The following is a 24,574-nucleotide window of genomic DNA, read 5'->3' as shown; positions in this document are numbered from 1 at the left end:
GGTCCTCGCTACTTGATCCCGGTGACCTTCAGGACCGTCAGCTGCTGACGGTGGCCCTGACGCTTGTGGTAGCCGGTCTTGTTCTTGAACTTGTGGATGCGGATCTTGGGTCCCTTGGTGTGCTCGAGCACCTCGCCGGTGACCGCGACCTTGGCCAGCGCGGCCGCGTCGCTGGTGACCTTGGCGCCGTCGACCACCAAGGCGACCGGAAGCGTGACGTTCGAACCCGGCTCGGAGTCGAGCTTCTCGACCTTGACGACGTCTCCGACGGCGACCTTGTATTGCTTGCCGCCGGTCTTGACGATTGCGTACGTCGCCATCGTTGCTCCTGCCTCTTTCTCGCTTCGCGCGCGTAGCCACCTGCGGTGCGCGTGGTGGGTGCTTGGCGCGGGCCCATATGTCCCGCTCGCCGGCCGAACCCTCGTCGCTCGGCCTGACGACAACTGTCCAAGGGTACGTGACCAGCGGCTACAGGGTCAAACCGGCTCGCCTAACCGCTCGGGGCGGCGCAGGTCAGTCCACATGGATCGGCGGGCCGGCCGGCCTGCCCGCCGCGCGGCGACGGCGCGGACGGCCGAAAGCCGGCCCGGCGTCGCCGACGGCTCCGTTGTCCTCGTCGTCGAGGTCGTCATCGTCCTCGTCATCACTGTCGTCGTCGTCCAGGTCGAGGTCCTCGTCGTCGCCGAGGTCCTCGTCATCGAGGTCATCGTCGTCGTCGTCCAGGTCGTCCTCGTCGTCGTCCCCGTTGTCGCCGTTGTCCTCGAAGTCCTCCGGCTCGGTGTCCGCCAGGGCCGCGGAGGCCGGCTCTTCGGCTTCGTTTTCGGCCTGGGCGGTGACTTCCGCACCGGACTCGTCGGGTTCCTCGTCAGCCTCGCCGGGCGCTTCCGAGGTCCCGGACGCGCCCGCCGCCATCGCCTTGAACATCGGGTGTTCGCCGGGGGCGTGGGCCGGCAGCACCTTGGCAACGGTGGGCTCCTCGGCCCCCTTCTTCTTCGACCGCCTGCCGCGGCGGCCACCGGATTCGGACTTGCGCCCGTTCGACGGGGCCGAATCCACGGGATCGCCGTGCAGCAACAGGCCGCGGCCGCCGCAGTTCGGGCACGACGACGAGAAGGCCTCGATCAGCCCGGTCCCCAACCGCTTGCGGGTCAGCTGGACCAGGCCCAGCGACGTCACCTCGGAAACCTGATGGCGGGTGCGGTCGCGGGCCAGCGCCTCGGTCAGCCGGCGCAACACCAGGTCGCGGTTGGACTCCAGCACCATGTCGATGAAGTCGATGACCACGATGCCGCCGATGTCGCGCAGCCGCAGCTGGCGCACGATCTCCTCGGCCGCCTCCAGGTTGTTCTTGGTCACGGTCTGCTCGAGGTTGCCCCCGGAGCCGGTGAACTTGCCGGTGTTGACGTCGACCACCGTCATCGCCTCGGTCCGGTCAATCACCAGCGTGCCGCCCGACGGCAGCCACACCTTCCGCTCCATCGCCTTGGCGAGCTGTTCGTCGATGCGGTGCACCGCGAACACATCCGGTCCGCTCGCCTCGTCCGGCCCGGTAGCGGGCTCGTACTTGGTCAGCTTCGAAACTAGTTCCGGCGCAACGGAATTCACGTACTCGTTGATCGTGCCCCAGGCCTCGTCGCCGGAGACGATCAGCCCGGCGAAGTCCTCGTTGAACAGGTCGCGGATGACCTTGACCAACACGTCGGGCTCTTCGTAGAGCGACACCGCGGCGCCCGCGGCCTTCTGCTTGGTCTCGACGGCCTTGGCCTCGATCTGTTCCCAGCGTTCCTGCAGGCGGGTGACGTCCTTGCGGATGTCCTCCTCTTTGACCCCCTCGGACGCGGTGCGGATGATCACCCCGGCGTCGGACGGCACCACCTCGCGCAGGATCTCCTTGAGCCGCTGGCGCTCGGTGTCGGGCAGCTTGCGGCTGATCCCGGTCGACGACGCGCCCGGCACGTACACCAGGTAGCGGCCGGCCAGTGAGACCTGTGTGGTGAGCCGGGCGCCCTTGTGCCCGACCGGGTCCTTGCTGACCTGCACGACGACGTAGTCGCCGGGTTTGAGGGCCTGTTCGATCTTGCGGTCCGACCCGCCCAGCCCCGCGGCCTCCCAGTTGACCTCGCCGGCGTAGAGCACGCCGTTGCGGCCGCGGCCGATGTCGACGAAAGCCGCCTCCATCGAGGGCAGCACGTTCTGCACAATTCCGAGGTAGATGTTGCCGACCAGCGAGGCGGAGGCAGCGGAGGTCACGAAGTGCTCGACGACGATGCCGTCTTCCAGCACCGCGATCTGGGTGTAGCGCGCGCCGGGGTGCGGTGCCTCGGTGCGCACCCGGTCGCGCACGACCATCATCCGTTCGACGGCCTCGCGGCGCGCCAGGAACTCGGCCTCGGTCAGCACCGGCGGGCGGCGCCGTCCGGCGTCGCGCCCGTCGCGGCGGCGTTGCCGCTTGGCCTCCAGGCGGGTGGAGCCGTCGATGCCCTTGATCTCGGCATTGCCGTTCCCGTCGCTGCCGTTCTTGCCGCTGCGCGACGGGCGCTCGTGCACCACCGTGTTCGGCGGGTCGTCGGGCGACGGGCCCTCGTCGCCGTCGTCGCCGGCCCCCGACTTGCGCCGCCGGCGCCTGCGGCGGCGGCGGCTGGCGGCCTCCGAGGACCCGTTCTCGTCGTCGTCGGCGTCGGAGTCGTCCTCGTCGGCGTCCTCGGAGTCGGCGTCCTCGTCCGCATCCTGGCCGTCGGGTCCGCCCTGTTCGCCACGACCGCGGCCACGCCCCCGTCGGCCGCGGCGCCGCCGCCGGTTGGCGGGCCGGTCGGCCTGCTCGTCGTCGTCGATGTCGGAATCGTCGGAGTCGTCGCCCGACTCATCGCCGTCGGTGTCGCGCTCGCCACCGGTCTCGACCGGCTGCGGCGCGACGAACAGGGGCATGTAATCCCTTCCCGCGCTTGAGGTGTCGAGCAGCAGCGGCTGCTGGGCGGCGGCCGCGTCGCTGAAGCCCGGGATGTTCGGCAGCGGTTGGGCGAAGAGCAATTCGCGCACCTTGATGGCGTCCTCGCGGTCCACGCCGGAGTGCACGTTGCGGTCCCGCCCATCGATGGCGTTGAGCGCCGCCAGCACCTCTTTGTTGGTGCTGCCCAGCGCCCGTGCCAGCTGGTGGACTCTCAGGCGGTCCGGCAGGTCCTCATGCGGGGCCGGCCCTCGTGACGAGTCTGTGGGTGGTGCGCTGTCTACCACGTATTCTCCTTTAGCCCCCGGGCGCGTCGTTTCGACGCGGCCACGCGAGGGCTTCGCTATAGGCCCGGGTCGCTTCTCCCAGGCTTGTGATGGTCTCGCCCCGAGCGGCTCAAGAAGAACTCACTCGGCGCCGTGCTGAATGTAGGCCTGACATGCGGCGCAACATCGCGGGGTCGCGATGGTCGCGCTTGTCTAAGTCTTCATTCGGGTGTCCGACACCGGTCCGGCGACGTTCACCCGCTGTCAGTATCCCACATCACTTCCAGTGCCCCGCCGCGCCTGATCCGCGCGCGTCAGCAAACGCCGTCGGGGCACCGGCGCGGCCCCTATCGCGGCAGCGCTAAATTCCGGGAAACCAGAGCGCGATCTCGCGCTTGGCGGAATCCGCCGAATCGGACCCGTGCACCAGGTTGAACTGCGTCTCGAGCCCGAAATCGCCCCGAATCGTGCCGGGCGTGGCCTTGTCCACCGGGTCGGTACCGCCCGCGACCTGCCGAAACGCCGCGATCGCGCGCGGCCCCTCCACGATCGCCGCCACCACCGGGCCCGAGGTGATGAACTCCAGCAACGATCCGAAGAAGGGCTTGCCCTCGTGTTCCGCGTAATGCTGGCCGGCCAGCTCTTCGCTGACGTGCCGGAGCTCCAGCGCCGCGATGGTGAGGCCTTTCCGCTCGATGCGGCCGATGATCTCGCCGATCAGATGCCGCTCCACGGCGTCAGGCTTGATCAGTACCAGGGTCCGTTCGGTCACGGCCGACAGCGTACAGAACACCGGTTGCCGGTTAGCTAGGCGGCGACTGGCGGCGCCGGACCTCGGCCCGGAAGTACACGATCAACGCCCACAACCCGGTGAACAGCACGCCGATGAATCCCACGCCCGGGTACACCGCGAAACCGGCGAGCAGAACCACCTGCACGCCCAGGTTCACCCAGATCGCCCAGGGCCTGCGCTGCAGCCCGGCCAGCAGGATCAGCACCACGGCCAGGCCGATCAGATAGGCCAGCGACACGGAGTTCAGGCCGCCGCCGACGGCGCCCACCACCGGGATCGCCAGCAGCACCACGATCGCCTCCAGGATCAGCGTCGCGGCCATCACGCCACTGAAGCTCTTCCAGGGGTCGGGACTCTGCTGGGTCATTCGGGGTCCCGACCGAACAGGGTCCGCGCGACCCCGGCGGTGACCACGGAGCCGGTGACGACGATCCCGGTACCCGAAAACGATTCCGCCGCATCGCTTTCCGTCGCGGACTCGTCGACCAGGGCGGTCGCGACGTCGATGGCGTCGCGCAGGTTTTCCGCGGTCGTCACGCGATCGGGCCCGAACCGCTCGCGCGCGGACAGCGCCAGCGACTCGACGTCCAGCGCCCGCGGCGAGCCGTTGTGGGTCACCACGACGGAATCGAACGCCGGCTCCAGGGCGGCAAGAATCCCGTCCACGTCCTTGTCGGCCATGATGCTGAGCACGCCGACCAGAAATCGGAAGTCGAATTCGCCGGCCAGCGTCTGCGCCAGCGCGGTGGCCCCGGCCGGGTTGTGGGCGGCGTCGATGAACACCGTCGGCGCGTTGCGCAGGCGTTCCAGCCGGCCCGGGCTGGTGACGGCGGCGAAACCGGCCCGAACCGCCTCGACGTCGAGCTGTCGCTGCGCGCCCGCCCCGAAGAAGGCCTCGACCGCCGCGAGCGCCCCCACCGCGTTGTGGGCCTGGTGTTCGCCGTGCAGCGGCAGGTAGACGTCCGAGTAGACCCCGCCCAGGCCCTGCAGCTCCAACACCTGCCCGCCGATCGCCACCTGGCGGCCCAACACCGCGAACTCCGAGTCCTCGCGGGCGACGGCGGCGTCGGCGCGCACGGTTTGGGCCAGCAGCACCTCCATGACCTCCGGCGCCTGGCGCGCGATGACGGCGACGGTGTCCGGGGCGCCCTCCGGCGCCCGGTGGATGATGCCGGCCTTTTCGCCGGCGATCCCGGCGAGCTCGCCGCCGAGGTATTCCACGTGGTCGACGCCGATGGGGGTGATCACCGCGACCGGCGCGTTGACCACGTTGGTCGCGTCCCACCGGCCGCCCATACCCACCTCGACCACCGCCACGTCGACGGGCGCGTCGGCGAACGCGGCGAACGCCATCGCGGTGAGCACCTCGAACTTGCTCATTGCCGGCCCGCCCTCGGCCTGCGATTGCGCGTCGACCATCTGGACGAACGGCTCGATCTCGCGGTACGTCGCCACGTATTGGGCCGGGCTGATCGGCTGCCCGTCGATGGCGATGCGCTCGATCGCCGACTGCAGGTGGGGGCTGGTGGTCCGGCCGGTGCGCCGGCCGAGCGCGGTCACCAGCGCATCAACCATGCGCGCCACCGAGGTCTTGCCGTTGGTGCCCGCGATGTGGATCGACGGATAGCCGCGCTGCGGCGATCCCAGCAGGTCCATCAGGGCGCTGATGCGGGTCAGGCTGGGCTCGATCTTGGTTTCCGGCCAGCGTTGATCCAGCAGGTGCTCGACCTGCAGCAGCGACGCGATCTCGTCCGGTGTGGGAGCCGCGCTGCTGCCCCGTTCGGGCGGCTCACTCATTGCAGCCCGGCCAGCCTCGCGTTGATCCGGTCGGTTTCCTCCTGGGCGACGCGCTGGCGGTCGCGGATCTTGGCGACGACCGGTTCGGGTGCCTTGGCCAGGAAGTCCGCGTTGCCCAGTTTGGCGGCCGTGGACGCCAGCTCCTTTTGCGCCGCGGCCAGATCCTTTTCCAGGCGCCGGCGCTCGGCGGCGACGTCGATGGTGCCCGACGTGTCGAGCTCGACGACGACGGTGCCGCCGGACAGGCGCACCTCCACGGACGCCGACGGCTGAAAACCCGCATCCGGCGCAGTGAGCCACGCCAGCGACGTCACCGCCGCCACCTGCCCGTCCAGGCCGGAGGACGCCACGCCGGCCAGCCGGGCGGGCACCTTCTGCCGGTCGGCCAGCCCCTGGTCGCTGCGGAACCGGCGGACCTCGGTCACGAGCCGCTGCATATCGGTGATCCGTTGCGCGGCAACGGAATCCAGGGCGATGCCGGACGTCTGGGGCCACTCGGCGATCACCAGCGACTCCTGACCGGTCAGGGCCTGCCACAGCGCTTCGGTGAGGAACGGGATGACCGGGTGCAGCAACCGCAGCAGCGTGTCGAGCACCGCGGCCAGCACGGCGGTGGTGTGGGCGAGGCCCTCGGCGAGCTGCGTCTTGGCCAGTTCGACGTACCAGTCGCAGAATTCGTCCCAGGCGAAGTGGTACAGCGATTCGCAGGCGCGGCTGAACTCGTAGGCGTCGAAGGCCGAATCAACTTCGGCGCGAACCTCTTCCAGTCGCCCGAGGATCCAGCGGTCGGCGTCGGTCAGCTCGGCCGGGGCCGGGAGCGGTGCCGGCGCGGCCCCGTTCAGCAGCGCGTAGCGGGTGGCGTTGAACAGCTTGGTGCCGAAGTTGCGCGAGGCCCGGACCGCGTCCTCGCCGACGGACAGGTCACCGCCGGGGCTGGCGCCGCGGGCCAGCGCGAAGCGCAGGGCGTCGGCCCCGAACTCCTGCATCCAGTCCAGCGGGTCGACGACGTTGCCCTTGGACTTGCTCATCTTGCGGCCGAACTCGTCGCGGATCAGCCCGTGCAGGAAGATGTCGGTGAACGGCACCTGCGGGCCGCGGCGGCCGCCGAGCGTGATGGCGTCGTCGCCGCCGACGAAGGTGCCGAACATCATCATCCGCGCGACCCAGAAGAACAGGATGTCGTAGCCGGTGACCAAAACGCTGGTGGGATAGAACTTTTCCAGCTCCGGGGTCTCCGCCGGCCAGCCCAGCGTAGAGAACGGCCACAGCGCGGACGAGAACCAGGTGTCCAGCACGTCGGGGTCCTGCTCCCAGCCCTGCGGCGGCGCCTCGTCGGGACCCACGCACACCTGCTCGCCGTCCGGCCCGTACCAGATCGGGATGCGGTGACCCCACCACAGCTGCCGCGAGATGCACCAGTCGTGCATGTCGTCGACCCAGGCGAACCAGCGCGGCTCCAGGCTGGCCGGGTGAATCACGGTGTCCCCGTTGCGAACCGCGTCGCCGGCGGCCTTGGCCAGCGATTCCACCCGCACCCACCACTGCAGCGACAGCCGCGGCTCGATCGGCTCGCCGCTGCGCTCCGAATGCCCGACGCTGTGCAGGTAGGGCCGCTTCTCCTCGACGACCCGGCCCTGCGCCGCCAGCGCTTCGCGCACGGCGACCCGCGCCACGAAGCGGTCCATTCCGTCGAATTGCGTTCCGGTGTCGGCGATCCGGCCCTTGGTGTCCATGATCGAGATCATCGGCAGCTCGTGCCGCAGCCCGATCTCGAAGTCGTTGGGGTCGTGCGCGGGCGTGACTTTGACTGCGCCCGTGCCGAATTCGGGGTCGACGTGTTCGTCGGCGACGATGAGGAGCGGGCGGTCGACGAAGGGGTGCGGCAGGCTGGTGCCGACCAGGTGGCGGTAGCGGTCGTCGTCGGGGTGGACCGCGATCGCGGTATCGCCCAGCATCGTCTCCACCCGCGTGGTGGCGACCACGATGTGCGGTTCCGCGTCGTCGAGCGAGCCGTACCGGAACGACACCAGCTCACCGTCGACGTCGAGGTAGTTCACCTCGAGGTCCGAGATCGCCGTCTCGAGCACGGGCGACCAGTTCACCAGCCGCTCGGCCCGATAGATCAGACCCGCGTCGTAGAGCCGCTTGAAGATGGTGCGCACCGCCCGCGAGAGGCCCTCGTCCATGGTGAAGCGGTCGCGGCTCCAGTCCACGCCGTCGCCGAGCCGGCGCATCTGCCCGCCGATGGCGCCGCCGGACTCGCGCTTCCAGTCCCAAACCTTGTCGACGAACAGCTCCCGGCCGAAGTCCTCCTTGGTCTTGCCGTCGACCGCGAGCTGCTTTTCCACCACGCTCTGCGTCGCGATGCCCGCGTGGTCCATGCCCGGCTGCCAGAGCACCTCGTAGCCCTGCATGCGCTTGCGCCGGGTCAGGGCGTCCATCATGGTGTGCTCGAGCGCGTGGCCCATGTGCAGGCTGCCGGTCACGTTGGGCGGCGGCAGCACGATCGAATAGGCGGGCTTGGGGCTGCTCGCGTCGGCCTTGAAGTAGCCCGCGTCCAGCCACTTCTGGTAGATCGCGTCCTCCATCGCGGCCGGATCCCACGACTTGGGGAGCTGGTCGGCGGCGGGGTGGGGGGTGGCGGTCACCGGTCAATTCTAGGGATCGGCGCAGGCCCGCAAGTAAGCGGTCGAATCCGGCTTGGCGGCGCCGAGATTGCAGCTACGCACACCGGTACCGGCGTGTCGTGTGCGCGGTTGGAATGTCGCCGGCCGATGTGGCCGACGTCACCCGGCCAGCCGGTCGACTCCCAGCGACACGCCGGCGGCGGGGAGTCGCGCCAGCAGCGCGTCGCCCATCGCGGCCGCGGGCGTCAGCACGCCGAACAGATCGGAGAGCTTGTCGCGGTCCAGCGCGAGGGCCAGGCCGCACTCCCCCAGCAGCACCGAGGTCGCCTTGTACCCCGGGTCTCCCCGTTGCTCCATGCGCGCGACGTACCGGGCGCCGGTGGTCGTGGTGGTGTATGTCTCGATGCGGTAGTACCCGTGCTCGCGGGTCGCCTCGCTCGGGCCGGTGCCGGGCTTGGGGACGACGCGCTCCACCAAGCGCCGCGGCAGGAAGCGGAAGAACCGGCTGCCCAGCCCGAACGTGGCGTTGCCGACTCCGGTGATGGCGGCCGATGCCACCGGCGCCAGGGCCGACGACCCGACGCTCATGTTCTCGTCGTAGCGGAACCGCCGGCCGTAGGCCCAGTCCAGCAGGGCGTTGCTGCGCCGCACGATCCGGGTGTTGTAGGGCGCCATCATGAATCCCGCGGTCCACAAGCCGGAAAGTTCCGGCGCGAGGTCGCGACCGCGATGCAGCGGCAGGTCGGGCTGGCGGCCGAGTTCGGGTTCGGCGCCACGGTCGGAGCTCAGCGTGTACGGGTCGTTCAGCTGGCGGCGCGCCTCGGGGTCGCTCGAGGCGGTGTCCAGGACTTCCAGCAGCGACGCGACGGTGCCGCCGGACAGCCCGCCGCGGAGGGACCGCACCACGAGGTGGGTGTCGCCCAGCTCCCCGGCGGCGTCGCCCTGCGCGGCGCGGTACAGCGCGTACACGGTCAAATCCGAGGGGACCGAGTCGAAGCCGCAGGCGTGCACGATGCGCGCGCCGGTGTCGGCGGCCTGCTTGTGGTGCAGATCGATGCTTTCGCGGACGAACATCGCCTCGCCGGTCAGGTCGGCGTAGTCGGTGCCCGCCGCCGCGCACGCGGCCACCAGCGGCAGCCCGTAGCGGGTGTAGGGGCCGACGGTCGTGATGACGACCCGCGCCCGGGCGGCCATCTCGTCCAGCGTCGACGGCGACGCGGCATCGGCGGTCAGGACGGGCCAGTCCCGCGCCGATTCGCTCAGGGTGTCGCGAACGGCGCGCAGCCGGTCCGGCGACCTGCCCGCCAGCGCGATCCGCGCGCCCGCGCCGGCGCGGGCCAGGTAGTCGGCCGTGAGCTTCCCCACGAAGCCGGTCGCCCCGTAGACGACGATGTCGAATTCGCGCGGCGTAGCGGTCACCGGCCCGACGCTACCTCCTAAACAAGTAGGGCCGGGCGCGATGGCCCGGCACTACTTGTACCTCTACTTAAGGCGAAGGTCAGCCGCGGCGACCGCAGACCGGCCAGGCGCCGATGCCCTGCGAGTGCAGCACGTTCTCGGCCACCCGGATCTGCTCCTCACGGCTGGCGCTGGCCGGCGATCCCGAGCCACCGTTGGCGTGCCAGGTGCTCGAGGTGAACTGCAGGCCACCGGAGAAGCCGTTACCGGTGCTGATGCCCCAGTTGCCACCCGACTCGCACTGCGCGATGGCGTCCCAGTTCACGCTGTACGCCTTGTGAACCGGCGGAGGCGGCGGGGCGTCCGGCGCCGGCGGCGGCGGAACGTTCGGGTCGAAGCCCACGGGAGCGGGCGGCGGGGCGTCCGGCGCCGGGGGCGGCGGCGCAACGTTCGGGTCGAAGCCCGCCGGCGCCGGCACGGGAGGCACGTCAACGGGCGCCAAGGCGTCCGGGAGGGCCGCCGGCGGCGCAACGTTGGGGTCGAAGGCCGCCGGCGCGGGCGCCGGGGCGTCCGGAGCGGGCGGCGGGGGTGCGTCGGGCGCTCCGATGGGGGGAACGTTCGGGTCAAAGCCCATCGGTTCCGCGTTGGCGGAGGGTACCGCCAACAGGCTGCCGCTGATCGCGGCGAGGATGAGCGTCTTGCGGACGTTCTTCAAATTTCTTCCTTTCGCGGTGCGCGCGCCAAAGCAGACCCACCGGGGTGGGTCGAAGGTCTTGATTGGTGCTCGAAGGTGCTCTGGGACGTGCCGTCTCGTTCAGGCACGACAGCGGCGGGCTCTCGATATGCCCGGCGGGGTACTACCCCGGGCCGCGACGCGGCCTTGCCGCCCGCAGCCCCGCTCGCACGCGGGTCCGTGGATTCAATTTTCGATTACTTTTCGTTTAACCCGTTTCGGGCTACCAGGGACCGTACGAAACCCGGGCGCATTCGTCATCTCCGGGAAATGGATATCTCGGTTCGGTAACGAGCCGATCACGCCGCGATCGCGTAATCATTTCTGCAGGTCAGTCACGCGTTTTGGCGCCGTGCCCAGCTCCCGGAATCGCAATCGAATCGTGAGCCGAATCACGCCATTTTTGTGAGCTGGCCCACGCGTTTGCCGGTGCCGCGGACCGGTCGGACGGCCCGCCGGGCCCACGCAACGACGAGGCGAACCGGCGGAGGATACAACAAGATGCGCGAGTTCGCCTCCGACACGCCGGGACGGACGGCCGGGATGGTCAAGTTACGAAAACTACTGCACTACAACGATTTTCGCAATCCTGAGGCAATTAGCAACCGTTTCAATCGCTTTCGATCGGGGTGGCGCTCGGCCGGCGCCCCCCGGCTTGCGCGGTGCAATTTGCCGGGCCGCCCGCGAATTTCCGGAGCGGCCGCGTGGACGGTTTATCCGTCCGGCGCCCGAAAACCGCTCTGCACCAAGGCGATTCGACGGCCCCGGGCGCGCTGAACGTGAACACCATTCCACAGATAACGATGAAAGAACGGAATAAAAGATCCCGGCCATTTAATGAGCAATGCAAAATCGCGCCGAGGAATTAAAGAAAATAGCGAGGCACCAATTAATTGGCGATGCCGCTTACGGTCAGGCGCGCGCCTGCGTCACCGCGCGCAGTTCGGCGTCGGTGTTGACGTTCGTCAGGGGGCGCGAATCCGGCAGCACGAGCTGCTGGGCGTCGGAGGCGTCGATCAAGGCGCTCATTCGGCGCTCGCCGGCGGCGACCAGCGCGTCGATCCGGTCCGCGAGATCGGTGCGGTACACCGCGGCCAGGTAGTGGCTGCGGCCGTCCCACGGCAACACCACCTCGGCGTTGGTCTCGGTGGCGAGGTGGACCAGGTCGTCGATGAGTTCCGCGCTCAGCAGCGGCATGTCGACGCCGCAGACGAACGCGAGCCGGGCCCCGGCCTCCGCGGCCGCGCGCAGTCCCCGTCCGGTGGCCGGCAGCGGTCCCAGCCCGCGCACCTCGTCGCGCACGACGTGAGCCTGCAGCGACGACGGCAACCGCTGGCCCGGGGCGGCCATCACGAAGACCGGCTCGCAGCGTTGCGCCACGACGCCGACGACGTACTCGGCGAGCGTGCCGGTTCCGCCGGGCCCGGGCAGGGTGGCCTTGTCGCGGCCCATGCGCCGCGACTCGCCTCCAGCGACTATCACCCCGGCCAGTGACACTGTGTCGGGCACCTGGTCGGCCACGTCAGTCGACAGTCCAGGTGTCACGCCCGCGCAGCAGCGATTGCAGCGCGGCGGAATCGAACGGCTTCGACGCCTGGGCGGCCTCGACCTGAGACCGCGCCGCGTCGTCGTAGGTGGGCCGGCTGATGTTGCGGAAGATGCCGAGCACCGTGTGGTCGAGGTTCTGGTCCGAAAGCCGGGACAACGCAAACGCGTAGGCGGAGTCGTCGGCGTGCGCGTCGTGCACGACGATCTCGTCGGTGCTCACGTCGGCGGTCTTGGCCACGTCCAGGCTGAAGCCCGACTTCACCACGCAGTATTCGCCGTTGGCGCCGAACACGATCGGCTCGCCGTGGCGGACGTTGATCACCCGCTCTTCGGCGCCCTCCTTGCGCAGCGCGTCGAAGGAGCCGTCGTTGAAAATCGGGCAGTCCTGCAGGATTTCGACGACGGCGGCGCCCCGGTGCTCGGCGGCGGCACGCAGCACCTCGGTAAGCCCGGCGCGGTCGGAGTCCAGCGCGCGGCCGACGAAGGTCGCCTCGGCGCCCAGCGCCAGCGACACCGGGTTGAACGGCTGGTCGAGCGAGCCCATCGGCGTCGACTTGGTGACCTTGCCGACCTCCGACGTCGGCGAGTACTGGCCCTTGGTCAGCCCGTAGATCCGGTTGTTGAACAGCAGGATGGTGATGTTGACGTTGCGGCGCAGCGCGTGAATCAGGTGGTTGCCGCCGATCGACAACGCGTCGCCGTCGCCGGTGACCACCCACACCGAGAGGTCCTCGCGGGCCAGCGCCAGGCCGGTCGCGATGGCCGGCGCGCGGCCGTGGATCGAGTGGAACCCGTAGGTCTCGAGGTAGTAGGGGAACCGGCTGGAGCAGCCGATGCCGCTGATGAAGACGATGTTCTCGCGACGCAGCCCCAGCTCGGGCAGGAATTGGCGGATGGTGTTGAGGATGACGTAGTCACCGCAACCCGGGCACCAGCGCACCTCCTGGTCGCTGGTGAAGTCCTTGGCCTTCTGCGGCTGGTCCTCGGCGGACACCGTGGGGACCCCGTCGTTTTTGGTCAGCTTCACGTTTTTGTTCGACCGGGGGGTGACCCCGAGGTCTGCGCCAATCAGGTCGGTCATTCGCTAGCTCCCGCTCCAACCGTTGCTGCCGCCATTCTGGCGACCATCTTCTTGTCTTGCTCGATTTCGGCCAGCGTGCCGCCCAGCGCGGCGCGGATGATGCGCCCGATCTCGTCGGCGAGGAAGGCGACACCCTGCACCTTGGTGACGGATTGCACGTCGACCAGGTACTTGCCGCGCAGGATCAGCGCCAGCTGGCCCAGGTTCATCTCCGGGCACACCACCATCGGGTAGCGCCGCAGCACGTCGCCGAGGTTCGCCGGGAACGGGCTGAGGTTGCGCAGGTGGGCATGCGCGACCTTGATGCCCTTGCGCCGCGCGCGCCGGCAGGCCTCGCCGATCGGCCCGTAAGAGCTGCCCCACCCCAGCAGCAGCAGTTCGGCGTCGCCGCTCGGATCGTCGACTTCCAGGTCGGGCACGGCGATGCCGTCGATCTTGGCCTGGCGGATCCGAACCATGAGGTCGTGGTTGACCGGCTCATAGGAGATGTTGCCGGAGCCGTTCGCCGCCTCCAGCCCGCCGATGCGGTGCTCGAGCCCCGGGGTGCCCGGGACGGCGAATTGCCGGGCGAGCGTCTCCGGGTCGCGGTTGTACGGCTGGAAGGGCTCGTCGGGTTTGGCGAAGGCGTGCGTGATCGGCTGCAGCGAGCCGACATCCGGGATCCGCCACGGTTCCGAGCCGTTGGCGATCGCGCCGTCGGACAGCACGATCACCGGGGTGTGGTACGACACCGCGATGCGCACGGCCTCGATGGCGGTCTCGAAGCAGTCGGAAGGCGAGCGCGGCGCCACCACCGCCACCGGGGACTCCCCGTTGCGGCCATACAGCGCCTGCAGCAGGTCGGCCTGCTCGGTCTTGGTGGGCAGCCCGGTCGACGGCCCGCCGCGCTGAACATCGATGACCAGCAGCGGCAGCTCGGTCATCACGCCGAGGCCCAGCGCCTCGGACTTCAGCGAAATTCCCGGGCCGGACGTGCTGGTGACGCCCAGGGCGCCGCCGTAGGAGGCGCCGATCGCCGCGCAGATGCCGCCGATCTCGTCCTCGGCCTGGAAGGTGATCACGTTGAAGTTCTTGTGCTTGGACAGCTCGTGCAGGATGTCCGAGGCCGGCGTGATCGGGTAACTGCCGAGCACGACCTGGATCCCGGCCAGCTGGCCGGCCGTGATGATGCCGTACGCCAGCGCGGTGTTGCCCGAGATCTGGCGGTATTCGCCCGCGGGGAGAGACGCCCGGGACACCTCGTAGGTGGTGCCGAACGCCTCCGTCGTCTCGCCGTAGTTCCAGCCCGCCTTGAGCGCGAGCACGTTGGCCTCGGCGATGTCGGGCTTGCGGGCGAACTTCTCGCGGATGAATTTCTCGCTGGCTTCGATCGGTCGCCCGTACATCCACGACAACAGGCCGAGCGCGAACATGTTTTTGGCGCGCTGGCCGTCCTTCTTCGACGCGCCGATGGACTCGACGGCCCCGAGGGTCAGCGTCGTCATCGCGACGGAGTGCACGACGTATTCCTCGAGCTCGTCGGTCTCCAGCGGGTTCGTGACGTAGCCGACTTTGGTCAGGTTGCGCTTGGTGAACTCGTCGGAATTCGCGATGACCATGCCGCCGCGCGGCAGGTCGCCGATGTTGGCTTTGAGCGCCGCCGGGTTCATCGCGACGAGGACGTCGGGGCGGTCGCCCGCGGTCAGGATGTCGTAGTCGGCGATCTGAATCTGGAATGAGGAAACCCCGGGCAGTGTGCCTGCGGGGGCGCGGATCTCGGCGGGATAGTTCGGCTGGGTCGCCAGGTCGTTTCCGAAAAGGGCCGCCTCGGAGGTGAATCGGTCGCCGGTCAGCTGCATGCCGTCGCCGGAGTCGCCGGCGAATCGAATGACAACTTGTTCTATGCGCTTGCGACCCGACGACCCATTCCCAGAGGAGCCACTGTGAGAATCAGACGCGGCTCCGCTGCCGTTCGGATCCACGTATCCGCCTTCCATTCGTTATCCGGATAGGCACTGCGCCGGAGCTTCAGGGTACGCGCCGTTTGGGCGCTCCCTGGCCCTCGAGCTTGTGTGTCACTGGTAGTACCGATTATGGCACTTCTCTAAGGGGTGTATGAGCCTCTCGAAAGCATTGCATGCAGCGGAATTACGCTAATACCGAAGTCAGCGTGGGCTACTGGTGCGTAGCTATCAATACTGTGGTATTGGTCACGTCCGCCGCACGGACGCGCGGTGGCGTCAGGCGCTCTTGTCGCGGCGCTCGCCGCGCGACGGCTTGCGCGGCACGATCGTCGGCAGCACGTTGTCCTGCACGGTCTCCTTGGTCACCACGACCTTGGCGACGTCGTCGCGGCTCGGGATGTCGTACATCACCGGCAGCAGGACCTCTTCCATGATCGCCCGCAGGCCGCGGGCGCCCGTGCCGCGGTGGATCGCCTGATCGGCGATCGCCTCCAGCGCCTCGTCGGTGAACTCCAGCTCCACGCCGTCCATTTCGAACAGGCGCGTGTACTGCTTGACCAAGGCGTTCTTCGGCTCGGACAGGATCTTGACCAACGAGTCCATGTCCAGGTTCGTGACCGACGCGACCACCGGGAGCCGACCGATGAACTCGGGGATCAGGCCGAACTTGATCAGGTCCTCGGGCATGACGTCGGCGAAGTGGTCGGTGGTGTCGATCTCCGCCTTGGAGCGGACCTCGGCGCCGAAGCCCAAGCCGCGCTTGCCGACCCTCTCGTAGATGATCTTCTCGAGCCCGGCGAAGGCACCCGCGACGATGAACAGCACGTTGGTGGTGTCGATCTGGATGAACTCCTGGTGCGGGTGCTTGCGGCCGCCCTGCGGCGGCACCGACGCCTGGGTGCCCTCCAGGATCTTCAGCAGCGCCTGCTGAACGCCCTCGCCTGAGACGTCGCGGGTGATCGACGGGTTCTCGCTTTTACGGGCGATCTTGTCGACCTCGTCGATGTAGATGATGCCGGTCTCGGCGCGCTTGACGTCGTAGTCGGCGGCCTGGATGAGCTTGAGCAAGATGTTCTCGACGTCCTCGCCGACGTAGCCGGCCTCGGTGAGCGCGGTGGCGTCGGCGATGGCGAACGGCACGTTGAGCATCTTGGCCAGCGTCTGGGCCAGGTAGGTCTTGCCGCATCCGGTGGGCCCGAGCATCAAGATGTTGGACTTGGTCAGCTCCACGGGCTCGGCCCGGGAGTCACGGCCCTTCTCGCCGGCCTGAATCCTCTTGTAGTGGTTGTAGACGGCGACGGCCAGGGTGCGCTTCGCGGTGTCCTGCCCGATGACGTACCCCTCCAGGAATTCCCTGATCTCGGCGGGCTTGGGCAGTTCGTCGAGCTTGACGTCGTCGGCGTCGGCGAGCTCCTCTTCGATGATCTCGTTACAGAGGTCTATGCACTCGTCACAGATGTACACACCGGGGCCAGCAATGAGCTTCTTGACTTGCTTCTGGCTCTTCCCGCAGAACGAGCACTTCAGCAGGTCACCGCCGTCTCCGATGCGCGCCATGGTGCGTCAGTGCCTACTTCCTTTTCGCCGTTCGTCTTGCTATGCCGCGTGTATTCCCCGACGCTACCCGCTTGCTTGGGCCCCCCGCGACCATTACCGCCGAATCGCGTCGTTGGTATTCGTGTCCGTTGTCTGCATGAAACATATAGGCAGACGGCGCCCCCCACTCGCCGAGACGCGCAATCCGTGTTTTGGCGTGTCGCGCTCGTTACCCGATCGAGTCCGGGGCTGCCACAACCCTACAGTTGCCGAGTGGGATTGGCTTTCGGTTTTGGCGGGCGAAACGACTCCGTGCTCATCAGCGACGGCGGACTGGCCACCGAGCTCGAGGCGCGCGGGCACGACCTGTCGGACCGGCTGTGGTCGGCCACCCTGCTGGCCGACGCGCCGCAGGAGATCGCCGCCGTGCACGCGGCGTTCTTTCGCGCCGGCGCCGCGATCGCGACGACGGCCAGCTACCAGGCGTCGTTCGAGGGTTTCGCGGCCCGCGGAATCGACCGCAACGAAGCCGCCGGCCTGCTGCGCCGCAGCGTCGAGCTGGCCAAGGCCGCGCGCGACGAAGCCGGCGCGGACGGGCTGATGGTCGCCGCGTCCGTCGGGCCGTACGGCGCGGCGCTGGCCGACGGCTCCGAATATCGCGGACGCTATGGCCTGTCCGTCGCCGCCCTGAGGCGGTGGCACCGGCCCCGGCTGGAGATCCTGGCCGCCGCCGGCGCCGACGTGCTGGCGTGCGAGACCGTGCCCGATGTCGACGAGGCCGAGGCGCTGGTCGATCTGGTCCGCTCGGCCGGTGTGCCGGCGTGGCTCAGCTACACCATCGACGGGACGACGACCCGCGCCGGCCAACCGCTGGCCGAAGCGTTCGCGGTGGCCGCCGGGGTCCCGGAGATCGTCGCGGTCGGCGTCAACTGCTGCGCGCCCGACGACGTGCTCGCCGCGATCGATTTGGCGCGCGCCGCCGGCAAGCCGGTGGTCGTCTACCCGAACAGCGGCGAACGCTGGGACGGCCGCGCCTGGACGGGGCGGCGCACCTTTTCCGCCCGACTCGCCACGCAGTGGGTGGCTGCCGGCGCGCGCATCGTCGGCGGCTGCTGCCGGGTGGGGCCGGCGGACATCGCCGCCATCGCCCAACTCGAAGGCCGTTAGGCCGTCTGCGCGGAGAGCTTCCGATACTCCAGGACGGTGTCGATGATCCCGTAGTCCTTGGCCTCTTCGGCGGTCAGGATCTTGTCCCGGTCGGTGTCCTTGCGGATGACCGACGCGTCCTTGCCGGTGTGGCGCGCCAGCGTGGTCTCCATCAGCGTGCGCATCCGCTCGATCTCGGCGGCCTGGATCTCCAGGTCGGAGAACTGGCCCTGGATCACGCCGGACAGCGACGGCTGGTGGATCAGCACGCGGGCGTTGGGCAGCGCCATCCGCTTGCCCGGCGTCCCGGCGGCCAGCAGCACCGCCGCCGCCGAGGCGGCCTGACCGAGGCACACGGTCTGGATGTCGGCGCGCACGTACTGCATGGTGTCGTAAATCGCCATCAGCGAGGTGAACCCGCCGCCGGGCGAGTTGATGTACATGGTGATGTCGCGGTCGGGGTCCAGCGACTCGAGCACCAGCAGCTGCGCCATGATGTCGTTCGCCGACGCGTCGTCGACCTGGACGCCGAGGAAGATGATGCGCTCCTCGAACAGCTTGTTGTAGGGGTTCGATTCCTTGACGCCGAAGCTGGAATGCTCGATGAACGACGGCAGGATGTAGCGCGCCTGGGGTTGGGTTTCAGGATTCACTGGGCTTCTCCGTTGGTGATGTGGGCGGCGCGGGTGATGATGTGGTCGACGAAGCCGTACTCGAGGGCTTCCGGGGCGGTGAACCAGCGGTCGCGGTCGGAGTCGGCCTCGATGCGCTCGATCGGCTGGCCGGTGAACTCGGCGTTGAGCCGGAACATTTCCTTTTTGATGACGGCGAACTGCTCGGCCTGGATGGCGATGTCGGCCGCGCTGCCGGTGACCCCGCCGAGCGGCTGGTGCATCAGGATGCGGGCGTGCGGCAGCGCGTAGCGCTTGCCCTTGGTGCCCGCCGCCAACAGGAACTCGCCCATCGATGCGGCCATGCCCATCGCGTAGGTGGCGATGTCGCACGGCGCCAGGACCATGGTGTCGTAGATCGCCATGCCGGCGCTGATCGATCCGCCCGGCGAGTTGATGTAGAGGGAGATGTCCTTGGTGGCGTCCTCGGCGGCGAGCAGCAGGATCTGTGCGCACAGCCGATTGGCGATTTCGTCGCTCACCTCTGAACCCAGGAAGATGATGCGCTCGGAGAGCAAGCGCTCATAGACCGAGTCCGTGAGGTTGAGACCCTGCGAGTTCGAACGCATGTCAGTCACGACTGAGTTACCTGCTTTCTCGAGTTCTGCTCTGTTCCGACCCTAACCAACCAAGCCCGCCGCGCGCCGGTCCCGTGCCCCCTGAAATGGGCGCGTTCGCTCACAGCGTCATCGCCGGTCACTTGGTGTCGTCGTCGGTTTCATCGGTCGCGTCGTCGTCCTCGGCCTCGTCGGCCTCGTCGGCCTCCTCGGTCTCGGCGGCTTGGCCGCGCTTGCCGAAGAACTCGGTCGTGTCGACGGCGTTGCCGTCGGTGTCGGTGACCGTCGCCGCCTCCACCGCCGCCGCGACGGCCAGCCCGCGGCGCACGTCGGCGAACATGGCCGGCAGCTGGTTGTTCTCCTGCAGATAGGCGAACAGTTGCTGCGGCTCGATGCCGTACTGCCGGGACGTCATCACGAGGCGCTCGGTCAGGTCCTCCTGGCCCACCTGGATTTTCAGTTCGTCGGCCAGCGAGTCCAACAGCAGCTGCTTCTTGAGGTCCGACTCGGCGGCGTTCTGCGCGTCGACCTCGAACTGCTGACGCGACTTGCCCTGCTCGCGCAGCGCCTCCGCGAACTTGGCCTCGTCGTGCTCGAAGCTGTGCAGCGCGTTGTGCACGGCGCTGTCGACCTGGGACCGCACGATCGCCTCGGGCAGCGGAACCTCGACCTGCTCGAGAATCGCGTCGATCGTGGCGTCGCGGATCTGCTCCGCCTGCTGGGCGCGCTTGACGCGGGCCACCTGGTCGCGGAGGTTGGAGCGCAGCTCGTCGATCGTGTCGAACTCGCTGGCCAATTGGGCGAACTCGTCGTCGGGCTCGGGCAGTTCGCGTTCCTTGATCGACCTGACGGTGACGGTGACTTGCGCGTCCTTGCCGGCGTGCTCCCCGGTCGCCAGCTGGGCGGTGAACTCCTTGGACTCGTCGACGGACAGGCCCACCAGCGCGTCGTCCAGGCCTGCGATGAGCCGGCCGGAGCCCACCTCGTGTGACAGGCCCTCCGCGGCCGCGTTGGGCACGTCCTCGCCGTCGACGGTTGCCGACAGGTCGATCGAGACGAAGTCGCCGAGGGCAACCGGGCGCTCGACTCCCTGCAGAGTGCCGAACCGGGCGCGCAACGACTCCAGCTCGGCGTCGACGTCGTCGTCGCTGACCTCGATCGGGTCGACCGACACCTTCAGCGACCCGAGGTCGGGCAGGGCGATCTTGGGACGCACGTCGACCTCGGCGGTGAACGCCAGCTCCGCGCCGTACTCCTTCTTGGTGACCTCGATGTCGGGCTGGCCGATCGGGTCGACCTCCGCCTCGGCGACGGCCTGTCCGTACCGGGCGGGCAGCGCGTCGTTGACGACCTGGTCGAGCATCGCCTCGCGGCCGAAACGGGCCTCGAGCAGCTTGGCCGGCGCCTTGCCGGGCCGGAAGCCGGGCAGCCGGACCTGCTTGGCCAGCTCCTTGTAGGCGCGCTGGAAGTCGGGCTCGAGTTCGGTGAACGGCACCTCAACGTTGATGCGCACCCGGGTGGGGCTCAACTGTTCGACGCTGCTCTTCACGGGTTTGCTCCTCGGTATTCGGTGGATCGGCGCAGTGTTGGTCGGGGTGACAGGATTTGAACCTGCGGCCTTCCGCTCCCAAAGCGGATGCGCTACCAAGCTGCGCTACACCCCGCGCTGACCTCGCGATCCTACGGCCCTTCGACGCCAGGCGGGCCATCGGCTTCGCAGGGACCTCGGGACCTCACGGGACGATCACAGAACCGCTTCGATTAGATTTGATGTTCGCCGCCAGATACAGTCTCGCTCGACTAAAACTTGCGGGCGTAGCTCAATGGTAGAGCCCTAGTCTTCCAAACTAGCTACGCGGGTTCGATTCCCGTCGCCCGCTCGGGCTGATTTTTGCTCGACAGAAAGGCGCCATGAGCGACGTCGAACTGAAGGGCACCTGCGCACCCGATTTTGTCGGTGTGCGCCACGCGTTCGAGCGCAACTTTGTGCTGCACGCGGAGGTCGGGGCGGCCGTCGCGGTGTGGGTCGACGGGGAGCTCGTCGTCAACCTCTGGGGCGGCTGGGCCGACGCCGCCCGCACCCGGTCCTGGGAACAGAACACCCTGACGACGGTCCTGTCGGGCACCAAGGGGCTGACGGCAACCTGCATCCACCAGCTGGCCGATCGCGGCGAGCTGGACCTGCACGCGCCGGTGGCCCGGTACTGGCCGGAGTTCGGGCAGGCGGGCAAGGACGCCATCACGCTGGCGATGGTGATGAGCCACCGGTCCGGCGTCATCGGCCCGCGCACCCGAATGGGCTGGGAGCAGGTCGCCGACTGGGACTACGTCTGCGCGCAGCTCGCCGCCGCGGAACCGTGGTGGGAGCCCGGCACCGCGCAGGGCTACCACATGACCACATTCGGCTTCATCCTCGGCGAGGTGTTCCGTCGCGTCACGGGCCGCACCGTGGGTGAGTACCTGCGCACCGAGATCGCCGAACCGTTCGGCGCCGACGTACACATCGGGCTGTCGCGGGCAGAACAACGGCGCTGCGCCGAGCGGGTCAACAAGCCGCACGCCCGTGACCTGCTGGCGGAGGCGCAGGCCCCCGGCTACCCGACCAGCCTGACCGAGCACCCCAAGGCGGCGCTGTCGATTTCGATGGGCTTCGCCCCCGACGACGAACTCGGCTCGCACGACCTGGAGCTGTGGCGCCAACTCGAATTTCCCGGCACCAACGGCCAGGTGTCGGCGCTGGGGCTGGCGACGTTCTATAACGCGCTGGCGCAGGAGCGGCTGCTGACCCGCGAGCACATGGAACGGGTCCGGGTCTCGCAGGGCGGCTTCGAGACCGACCTGGTGCTGGGCCCGCGGGTCGCCGACCACGGCTGGGGTCTGGGCTACATGCTCAACCAGCGCTGCGTCAACGGGCCCAACCCCCGGATCTTCGGGCACGGCGGGTTGGGTGGCTCGTTCGGGTTCGTCGACCTCGAGCACCGCATCGGGTATGCGTACGTGGCGAATCGTTTCGACGCCACCAAGGCCAACGCCGACCCGCGCAGCGTCGCGCTGAGCGACGAGATCTACGCCACGCTGGGCGTCATCGAGCGCGCCCAGGCGTAAACCGCGCCCCGCCGAACGGACGCCGGCGGGGCACGGTAGTCGGTCAAAGTGTCAGCGATGATCCCATCCAGGGCCGCCCGGCCCGCCGGGGCTGCGCCACGGCTCGGGGTGCGGGTTGGGCCCCGGACCGCGCCAGTTGTCGTGGCAATGCCCACGGTCCCAGTTATCGCCCCAGCCCGGGTCCCAGAAGTCCCCGGGGCACCACTGCGGGAACGGCCCCGGCTGCGCCTGCGCCTCGGTTGCGGCGCCCAGCCCCGCCAGGCCCAGACCGACGATTATCGCGAAAACGGTTGCAACTAAACGTAAAAGGATTTTCACGGTCACCACCAATACCCGACCGCGGCCGCACCCAAACAGTAGACGCCAGCGTTTCTTGCTTAGGGTTTCCTGCGAACCGGCGAACCTGCGGGTTTCCGGGCCGGTGCCGCCGTGAGCTCTGTCACTTCTGACAGTTGGGGCACCAGAACACGTTTCGGCCCTCCAGCACTTGCGTGCGGATCGTCTCACCGCACACCCGGCACGCCTCCCCCGCGCGCCGGTACACGTAGGTGCGTGGCCGCCCCGGCCGGTAGGACGGCGGACCGTGGTCGTGTTCGGGGGCCACCACGACGATCTGCCCGCGGCGCAAACCGACCTTCATCAGCGCCACCAGGTCGGTCCACGCCGCGTCGAACTCCGCCTGGCCTATCGCCCGGCCGGGCCGGAACGGATCGATGCGGTGGCGGAACAGCAACTCGTTGCGGTACACGTTGCCCACGCCGGCGATCACGGTCTGGTCCATCAGCAGCGCCCCAATGGGCCTGCGCGACTTGCTGATTCGGGCCCACGGCCACGACGGGTCGGCGTCGCTGCGCAACGGGTCGGGGCCGAGCTTGGCCACCACGTCGGCGACCTGAGCTTCGTCGATGACTTCGCACACCGTCGGGCCGCGCAGGTCGGTGCCGTAGTCGGCGCCAACCATCCGCATCCGCACCTGCCCGACCGGTTCCGGCGGGGGCGCACCGTCGGGCCGCTCCCACTCGGTGAAGGCGCCGTACAACCCGAGGTGCACGTGCACGATCGGGCCGCCCTCGTAGTGGTGGAACAGGTGCTTGCCCCACGCGCTGGTCCGCTGCAGCACCCGGCCGTCGACGACGGCCGCCTCGAACCGGCCCTGCGGGCTGGACACCGCGAGCGGCGCGCCGCCGTAACGGCGCTGATGCAACCGGGCCAGCCGGTGCAGGGTGTGCCCTTCGGGCACCTCGGACCCTCCTAGTTCGGGGCGCCGGGCACCGGCGGCGCCTGGTGGGTCCGCTCGTACTCGGCGAGGATGTCGATGCGCCGTTGGTGGCGTTCGGCTTTCGACCACTGCGCGCTCAGGAAGGCGTCCACGATGGCCAGCGCCTCCTCGACGGTGTGCATGCGGCCGCCGATGCCGATCAACTGCGCGTTGTTGTGTTCGCGGGCCAGGGTCGCGGTCTCGACGCTCCACGCCAGCGCGCAGCGCGCCCCCGGCACCTTGTTGGCGGCGATCTGCTCGCCGTTGCCCGACCCGCCGAGCACGATGCCCAGGCTCTCCGGGTCGGCCACGGTGCGCGTCGCGGCCGCGATGCAAAACGCCGGGTAGTCGTCCTCGGCGTCGTAGCTGAACGCGCCGCAGTCGATCGGCTCGTGCCCGGATCCCTTGAGGTGGGAGATGATCTGCTGCTTGAGTTCGTAGCCGGCGTGGTCCGAACCCAAGTAGACGCGCATGCCCGACATCTTTACACAGCGGCGCGCCGCCGCGACGCGTCGCTCGTCAGTCGAACTGGGGCGGCTCGGTGCGCGTCCGCTTGAGTTCGAAGAAGTGCGGGTAGGAGGCGAAGGTCACCGACGCGTCCCAGAGCTTGCCCGCTTCCTCGCCGCGCGGGATCTTCGAGATCACCGGCCCGAAGAACGCCACACCGTTGACGTGGATGGTCGGCGTGCCCACGTCGTCGCCGACCGCATCCATCCCCGCGTGGTGGCTCTTGCGCAGCGCCTCGTCGTAGGCCTCGCTCTGCGCGGCCTCCGCGAGTTCCGCCGGCAGGCCGGCGTCGGCCAGGGACAGCTTGATGACCTCCTCGAGGTTCTTGTTGTCCTCGTTGTGGATCCGGGTGCCCATCGCGGTGTACAGCGGGTCCAGCACTTTGGCGCCGTGGGCCTGCTCGGCGGCGATCGCCACCCGAACCGGGCCCCACGCGTGCTTCATCATCTCGCGGTACTTGTCGGGCAGCCCTTCGCGGTTTTCGTTGAGGATCGCCAGGCTCATGACGTGGAAGTTCACCTCGATGTCGCGGACCTTCTCCACCTCGAGGATCCAGCGCGACGTGATCCAGCACCACGGACACAGCGGATCGAACCAGAAATCGGCTCGGTTTTTCTCGGCGGCCTTCTCGGACATAGCGCGGTCCTCTCCTGGGGAGCAGATA

Annotated in this window: 21 protein-coding genes and 2 tRNA genes; 3 read left to right on the top strand and 20 right to left on the bottom strand. The window is 68.8% G+C overall.

The genetic code is table 11. The features are described 5' to 3' along the window. Nucleotides 1-8: 8 nt before the first annotated feature. The 12 genes from rplU to clpX all read right to left on the bottom strand — a co-directional run bounded on the left by rplU (nucleotide 9) and on the right by clpX (nucleotide 16,687). Nucleotides 9-320, bottom strand: coding sequence for a 50S ribosomal protein L21 (gene rplU, locus AC5Y7V_RS15560; RefSeq protein ID WP_067007977.1), 312 nt, complete (start codon nucleotides 318-320; stop codon nucleotides 9-11). A 193-nt stretch (nucleotides 321-513) separates the two neighbouring features. Then, nucleotides 514-3,231 carry a ribonuclease E gene (gene rne / locus AC5Y7V_RS15555; protein WP_499880918.1) on the bottom strand — a complete coding sequence of 906 codons (2,718 nt, stop codon included), beginning with the start codon at nucleotides 3,229-3,231 and terminating at the stop codon, nucleotides 514-516. A 340-nt stretch (nucleotides 3,232-3,571) separates the two neighbouring features. Next, nucleotides 3,572-3,982, bottom strand: coding sequence for a nucleoside-diphosphate kinase (gene ndk / locus AC5Y7V_RS15550; protein ID WP_499880917.1), 411 nt, complete (start codon nucleotides 3,980-3,982; stop codon nucleotides 3,572-3,574). A 31-nt stretch (nucleotides 3,983-4,013) separates the two neighbouring features. Then, nucleotides 4,014-4,370, bottom strand: a complete 357-nt coding sequence (locus AC5Y7V_RS15545) for a DUF4233 domain-containing protein (RefSeq protein ID WP_499880916.1) — start codon at nucleotides 4,368-4,370, stop codon at nucleotides 4,014-4,016. Beyond that, nucleotides 4,367-5,800, bottom strand: a complete 1,434-nt coding sequence (gene folC / locus AC5Y7V_RS15540; protein WP_499880915.1) for a bifunctional tetrahydrofolate synthase/dihydrofolate synthase — start codon at nucleotides 5,798-5,800, stop codon at nucleotides 4,367-4,369. The genes AC5Y7V_RS15545 and folC overlap by 4 nt, the downstream gene beginning before the upstream one ends. Continuing rightward, nucleotides 5,797-8,448: a valine--tRNA ligase gene (locus AC5Y7V_RS15535; protein WP_499880914.1), complete on the bottom strand. Its 2,652-nt coding sequence runs from the start codon at nucleotides 8,446-8,448 to the stop codon at nucleotides 5,797-5,799. The genes folC and AC5Y7V_RS15535 overlap by 4 nt, the downstream gene beginning before the upstream one ends. A 138-nt stretch (nucleotides 8,449-8,586) precedes the next feature. Continuing rightward, a complete protein-coding gene (locus tag AC5Y7V_RS15530) occupies nucleotides 8,587-9,846 on the bottom strand; it encodes a saccharopine dehydrogenase family protein (RefSeq protein ID WP_499880913.1) in 1,260 nt (419 codons plus the stop codon). Nucleotides 9,847-9,925: 79 nt separating this feature from the next. After that, on the bottom strand, nucleotides 9,926-10,540 hold the full coding sequence (locus AC5Y7V_RS15525; protein ID WP_499880912.1) for a transglycosylase family protein: 615 nt from the start codon (nucleotides 10,538-10,540) through the stop codon (nucleotides 9,926-9,928). A gap of 930 nt (nucleotides 10,541-11,470) precedes the next feature. Continuing rightward, entirely contained in the window at nucleotides 11,471-12,079 is a 609-nt protein-coding gene (gene mobA, locus AC5Y7V_RS15520) for a molybdenum cofactor guanylyltransferase (protein WP_499880910.1), read from the bottom strand. A 1-nt stretch (nucleotide 12,080) separates the two neighbouring features. Continuing rightward, a complete protein-coding gene (locus AC5Y7V_RS15515) occupies nucleotides 12,081-13,187 on the bottom strand; it encodes a 2-oxoacid:ferredoxin oxidoreductase subunit beta (protein ID WP_499880909.1) in 1,107 nt (368 codons plus the stop codon). Then, complete coding sequence (locus AC5Y7V_RS15510; protein ID WP_499880908.1) at nucleotides 13,184-15,148, bottom strand: 2-oxoacid:acceptor oxidoreductase subunit alpha; 1,965 nt, start codon at nucleotides 15,146-15,148, stop codon at nucleotides 13,184-13,186. Before AC5Y7V_RS15510 ends, AC5Y7V_RS15515 begins: the two co-directional genes overlap by 4 nt. Before the next feature lie 258 nt (nucleotides 15,149-15,406). Beyond that, on the bottom strand, nucleotides 15,407-16,687 hold the full coding sequence (gene clpX / locus AC5Y7V_RS15505) for an ATP-dependent Clp protease ATP-binding subunit ClpX (RefSeq protein ID WP_499880907.1): 1,281 nt from the start codon (nucleotides 16,685-16,687) through the stop codon (nucleotides 15,407-15,409). A 252-nt stretch (nucleotides 16,688-16,939) separates the two neighbouring features. On the opposite strand from clpX, the gene mmuM reads away from it, so the two are divergent. After that, nucleotides 16,940-17,833: a homocysteine S-methyltransferase gene (gene mmuM, locus AC5Y7V_RS15500; RefSeq protein ID WP_499880906.1), complete on the top strand. Its 894-nt coding sequence runs from the start codon at nucleotides 16,940-16,942 to the stop codon at nucleotides 17,831-17,833. Here mmuM and clpP2 read toward each other — a convergent pair. The 4 genes from clpP2 to AC5Y7V_RS15480 form a co-directional block, all read right to left on the bottom strand. After that, complete coding sequence (gene clpP2 / locus AC5Y7V_RS15495; RefSeq protein ID WP_067007947.1) at nucleotides 17,830-18,465, bottom strand: ATP-dependent CLP protease proteolytic subunit ClpP2; 636 nt, start codon at nucleotides 18,463-18,465, stop codon at nucleotides 17,830-17,832. The two genes, mmuM and clpP2, sit on opposite strands and share 4 nt — an antisense overlap. Continuing rightward, nucleotides 18,462-19,061 (bottom strand): ATP-dependent CLP protease proteolytic subunit ClpP1, encoded by a 600-nt coding sequence (gene clpP1, locus AC5Y7V_RS15490; protein WP_499880905.1) that lies wholly within the window; start codon nucleotides 19,059-19,061, stop codon nucleotides 18,462-18,464. Before clpP1 ends, clpP2 begins: the two co-directional genes overlap by 4 nt. A gap of 118 nt (nucleotides 19,062-19,179) precedes the next feature. After that, entirely contained in the window at nucleotides 19,180-20,589 is a 1,410-nt protein-coding gene (gene tig, locus AC5Y7V_RS15485) for a trigger factor (protein WP_499880904.1), read from the bottom strand. Between the two features lie 38 nt (nucleotides 20,590-20,627). Then, nucleotides 20,628-20,704 (bottom strand) — tRNA-Pro (locus tag AC5Y7V_RS15480). A gap of 145 nt (nucleotides 20,705-20,849) precedes the next feature. Between AC5Y7V_RS15480 and AC5Y7V_RS15475 the strand changes: the two genes are divergently transcribed. Both AC5Y7V_RS15475 and AC5Y7V_RS15470 read left to right on the top strand, forming a co-directional pair. Beyond that, a tRNA-Gly gene (locus tag AC5Y7V_RS15475) sits at nucleotides 20,850-20,920 on the top strand. A 31-nt stretch (nucleotides 20,921-20,951) separates the two neighbouring features. Further along, on the top strand, nucleotides 20,952-22,145 hold the full coding sequence (locus AC5Y7V_RS15470; protein ID WP_499880903.1) for a serine hydrolase domain-containing protein: 1,194 nt from the start codon (nucleotides 20,952-20,954) through the stop codon (nucleotides 22,143-22,145). A 51-nt stretch (nucleotides 22,146-22,196) separates the two neighbouring features. Here AC5Y7V_RS15470 and AC5Y7V_RS15465 read toward each other — a convergent pair whose 3' ends face one another. The 4 genes from AC5Y7V_RS15465 to AC5Y7V_RS15450 form a co-directional block, all read right to left on the bottom strand. Then, nucleotides 22,197-22,469 (bottom strand): Mtp family mycobacterial-type pilin, encoded by a 273-nt coding sequence (locus AC5Y7V_RS15465; protein ID WP_499880902.1) that lies wholly within the window; start codon nucleotides 22,467-22,469, stop codon nucleotides 22,197-22,199. A 115-nt stretch (nucleotides 22,470-22,584) separates the two neighbouring features. Then, entirely contained in the window at nucleotides 22,585-23,385 is an 801-nt protein-coding gene (locus tag AC5Y7V_RS15460) for an Fpg/Nei family DNA glycosylase (RefSeq protein ID WP_499880901.1), read from the bottom strand. Between the two features lie 11 nt (nucleotides 23,386-23,396). After that, complete coding sequence (locus AC5Y7V_RS15455) at nucleotides 23,397-23,876, bottom strand: ribose-5-phosphate isomerase (RefSeq protein WP_499880900.1); 480 nt, start codon at nucleotides 23,874-23,876, stop codon at nucleotides 23,397-23,399. Nucleotides 23,877-23,922: 46 nt separating this feature from the next. After that, nucleotides 23,923-24,546 (bottom strand): Rv2466c family mycothiol-dependent reductase, encoded by a 624-nt coding sequence (locus AC5Y7V_RS15450; protein WP_499880899.1) that lies wholly within the window; start codon nucleotides 24,544-24,546, stop codon nucleotides 23,923-23,925. Nucleotides 24,547-24,574: the final 28 nt, after the last annotated feature.

The organism is Mycobacterium sp. NGS34 (assembly GCF_059812845.1).
This window is presented reverse-complemented; position numbering and strand designations above follow the sequence as displayed.

What these genes read in the sequence shown, in the direction of transcription:
- rplU (WP_067007977.1), bottom strand. Translation starts at nt 320, where the DNA reads ATGGCGACGTACGCAATCGTCAAGACCGGCGGCAAGCAATACAAGGTC.
- AC5Y7V_RS15455 (WP_499880900.1), bottom strand. Translation starts at nt 23,876, where the DNA reads ATGCGCGTCTACTTGGGTTCGGACCACGCCGGCTACGAACTCAAGCAG.
- folC (WP_499880915.1), bottom strand. Translation starts at nt 5,800, where the DNA reads ATGAGTGAGCCGCCCGAACGGGGCAGCAGCGCGGCTCCCACACCGGAC.
- AC5Y7V_RS15515 (WP_499880909.1), bottom strand. Translation starts at nt 13,187, where the DNA reads ATGACCGACCTGATTGGCGCAGACCTCGGGGTCACCCCCCGGTCGAAC.
- AC5Y7V_RS15450 (WP_499880899.1), bottom strand. Translation starts at nt 24,546, where the DNA reads ATGTCCGAGAAGGCCGCCGAGAAAAACCGAGCCGATTTCTGGTTCGAT.
- AC5Y7V_RS15470 (WP_499880903.1), top strand. Translation starts at nt 20,952, where the DNA reads ATGAGCGACGTCGAACTGAAGGGCACCTGCGCACCCGATTTTGTCGGT.
- clpX (WP_499880907.1), bottom strand. Translation starts at nt 16,687, where the DNA reads ATGGCGCGCATCGGAGACGGCGGTGACCTGCTGAAGTGCTCGTTCTGC.
- AC5Y7V_RS15545 (WP_499880916.1), bottom strand. Translation starts at nt 4,370, where the DNA reads ATGACCCAGCAGAGTCCCGACCCCTGGAAGAGCTTCAGTGGCGTGATG.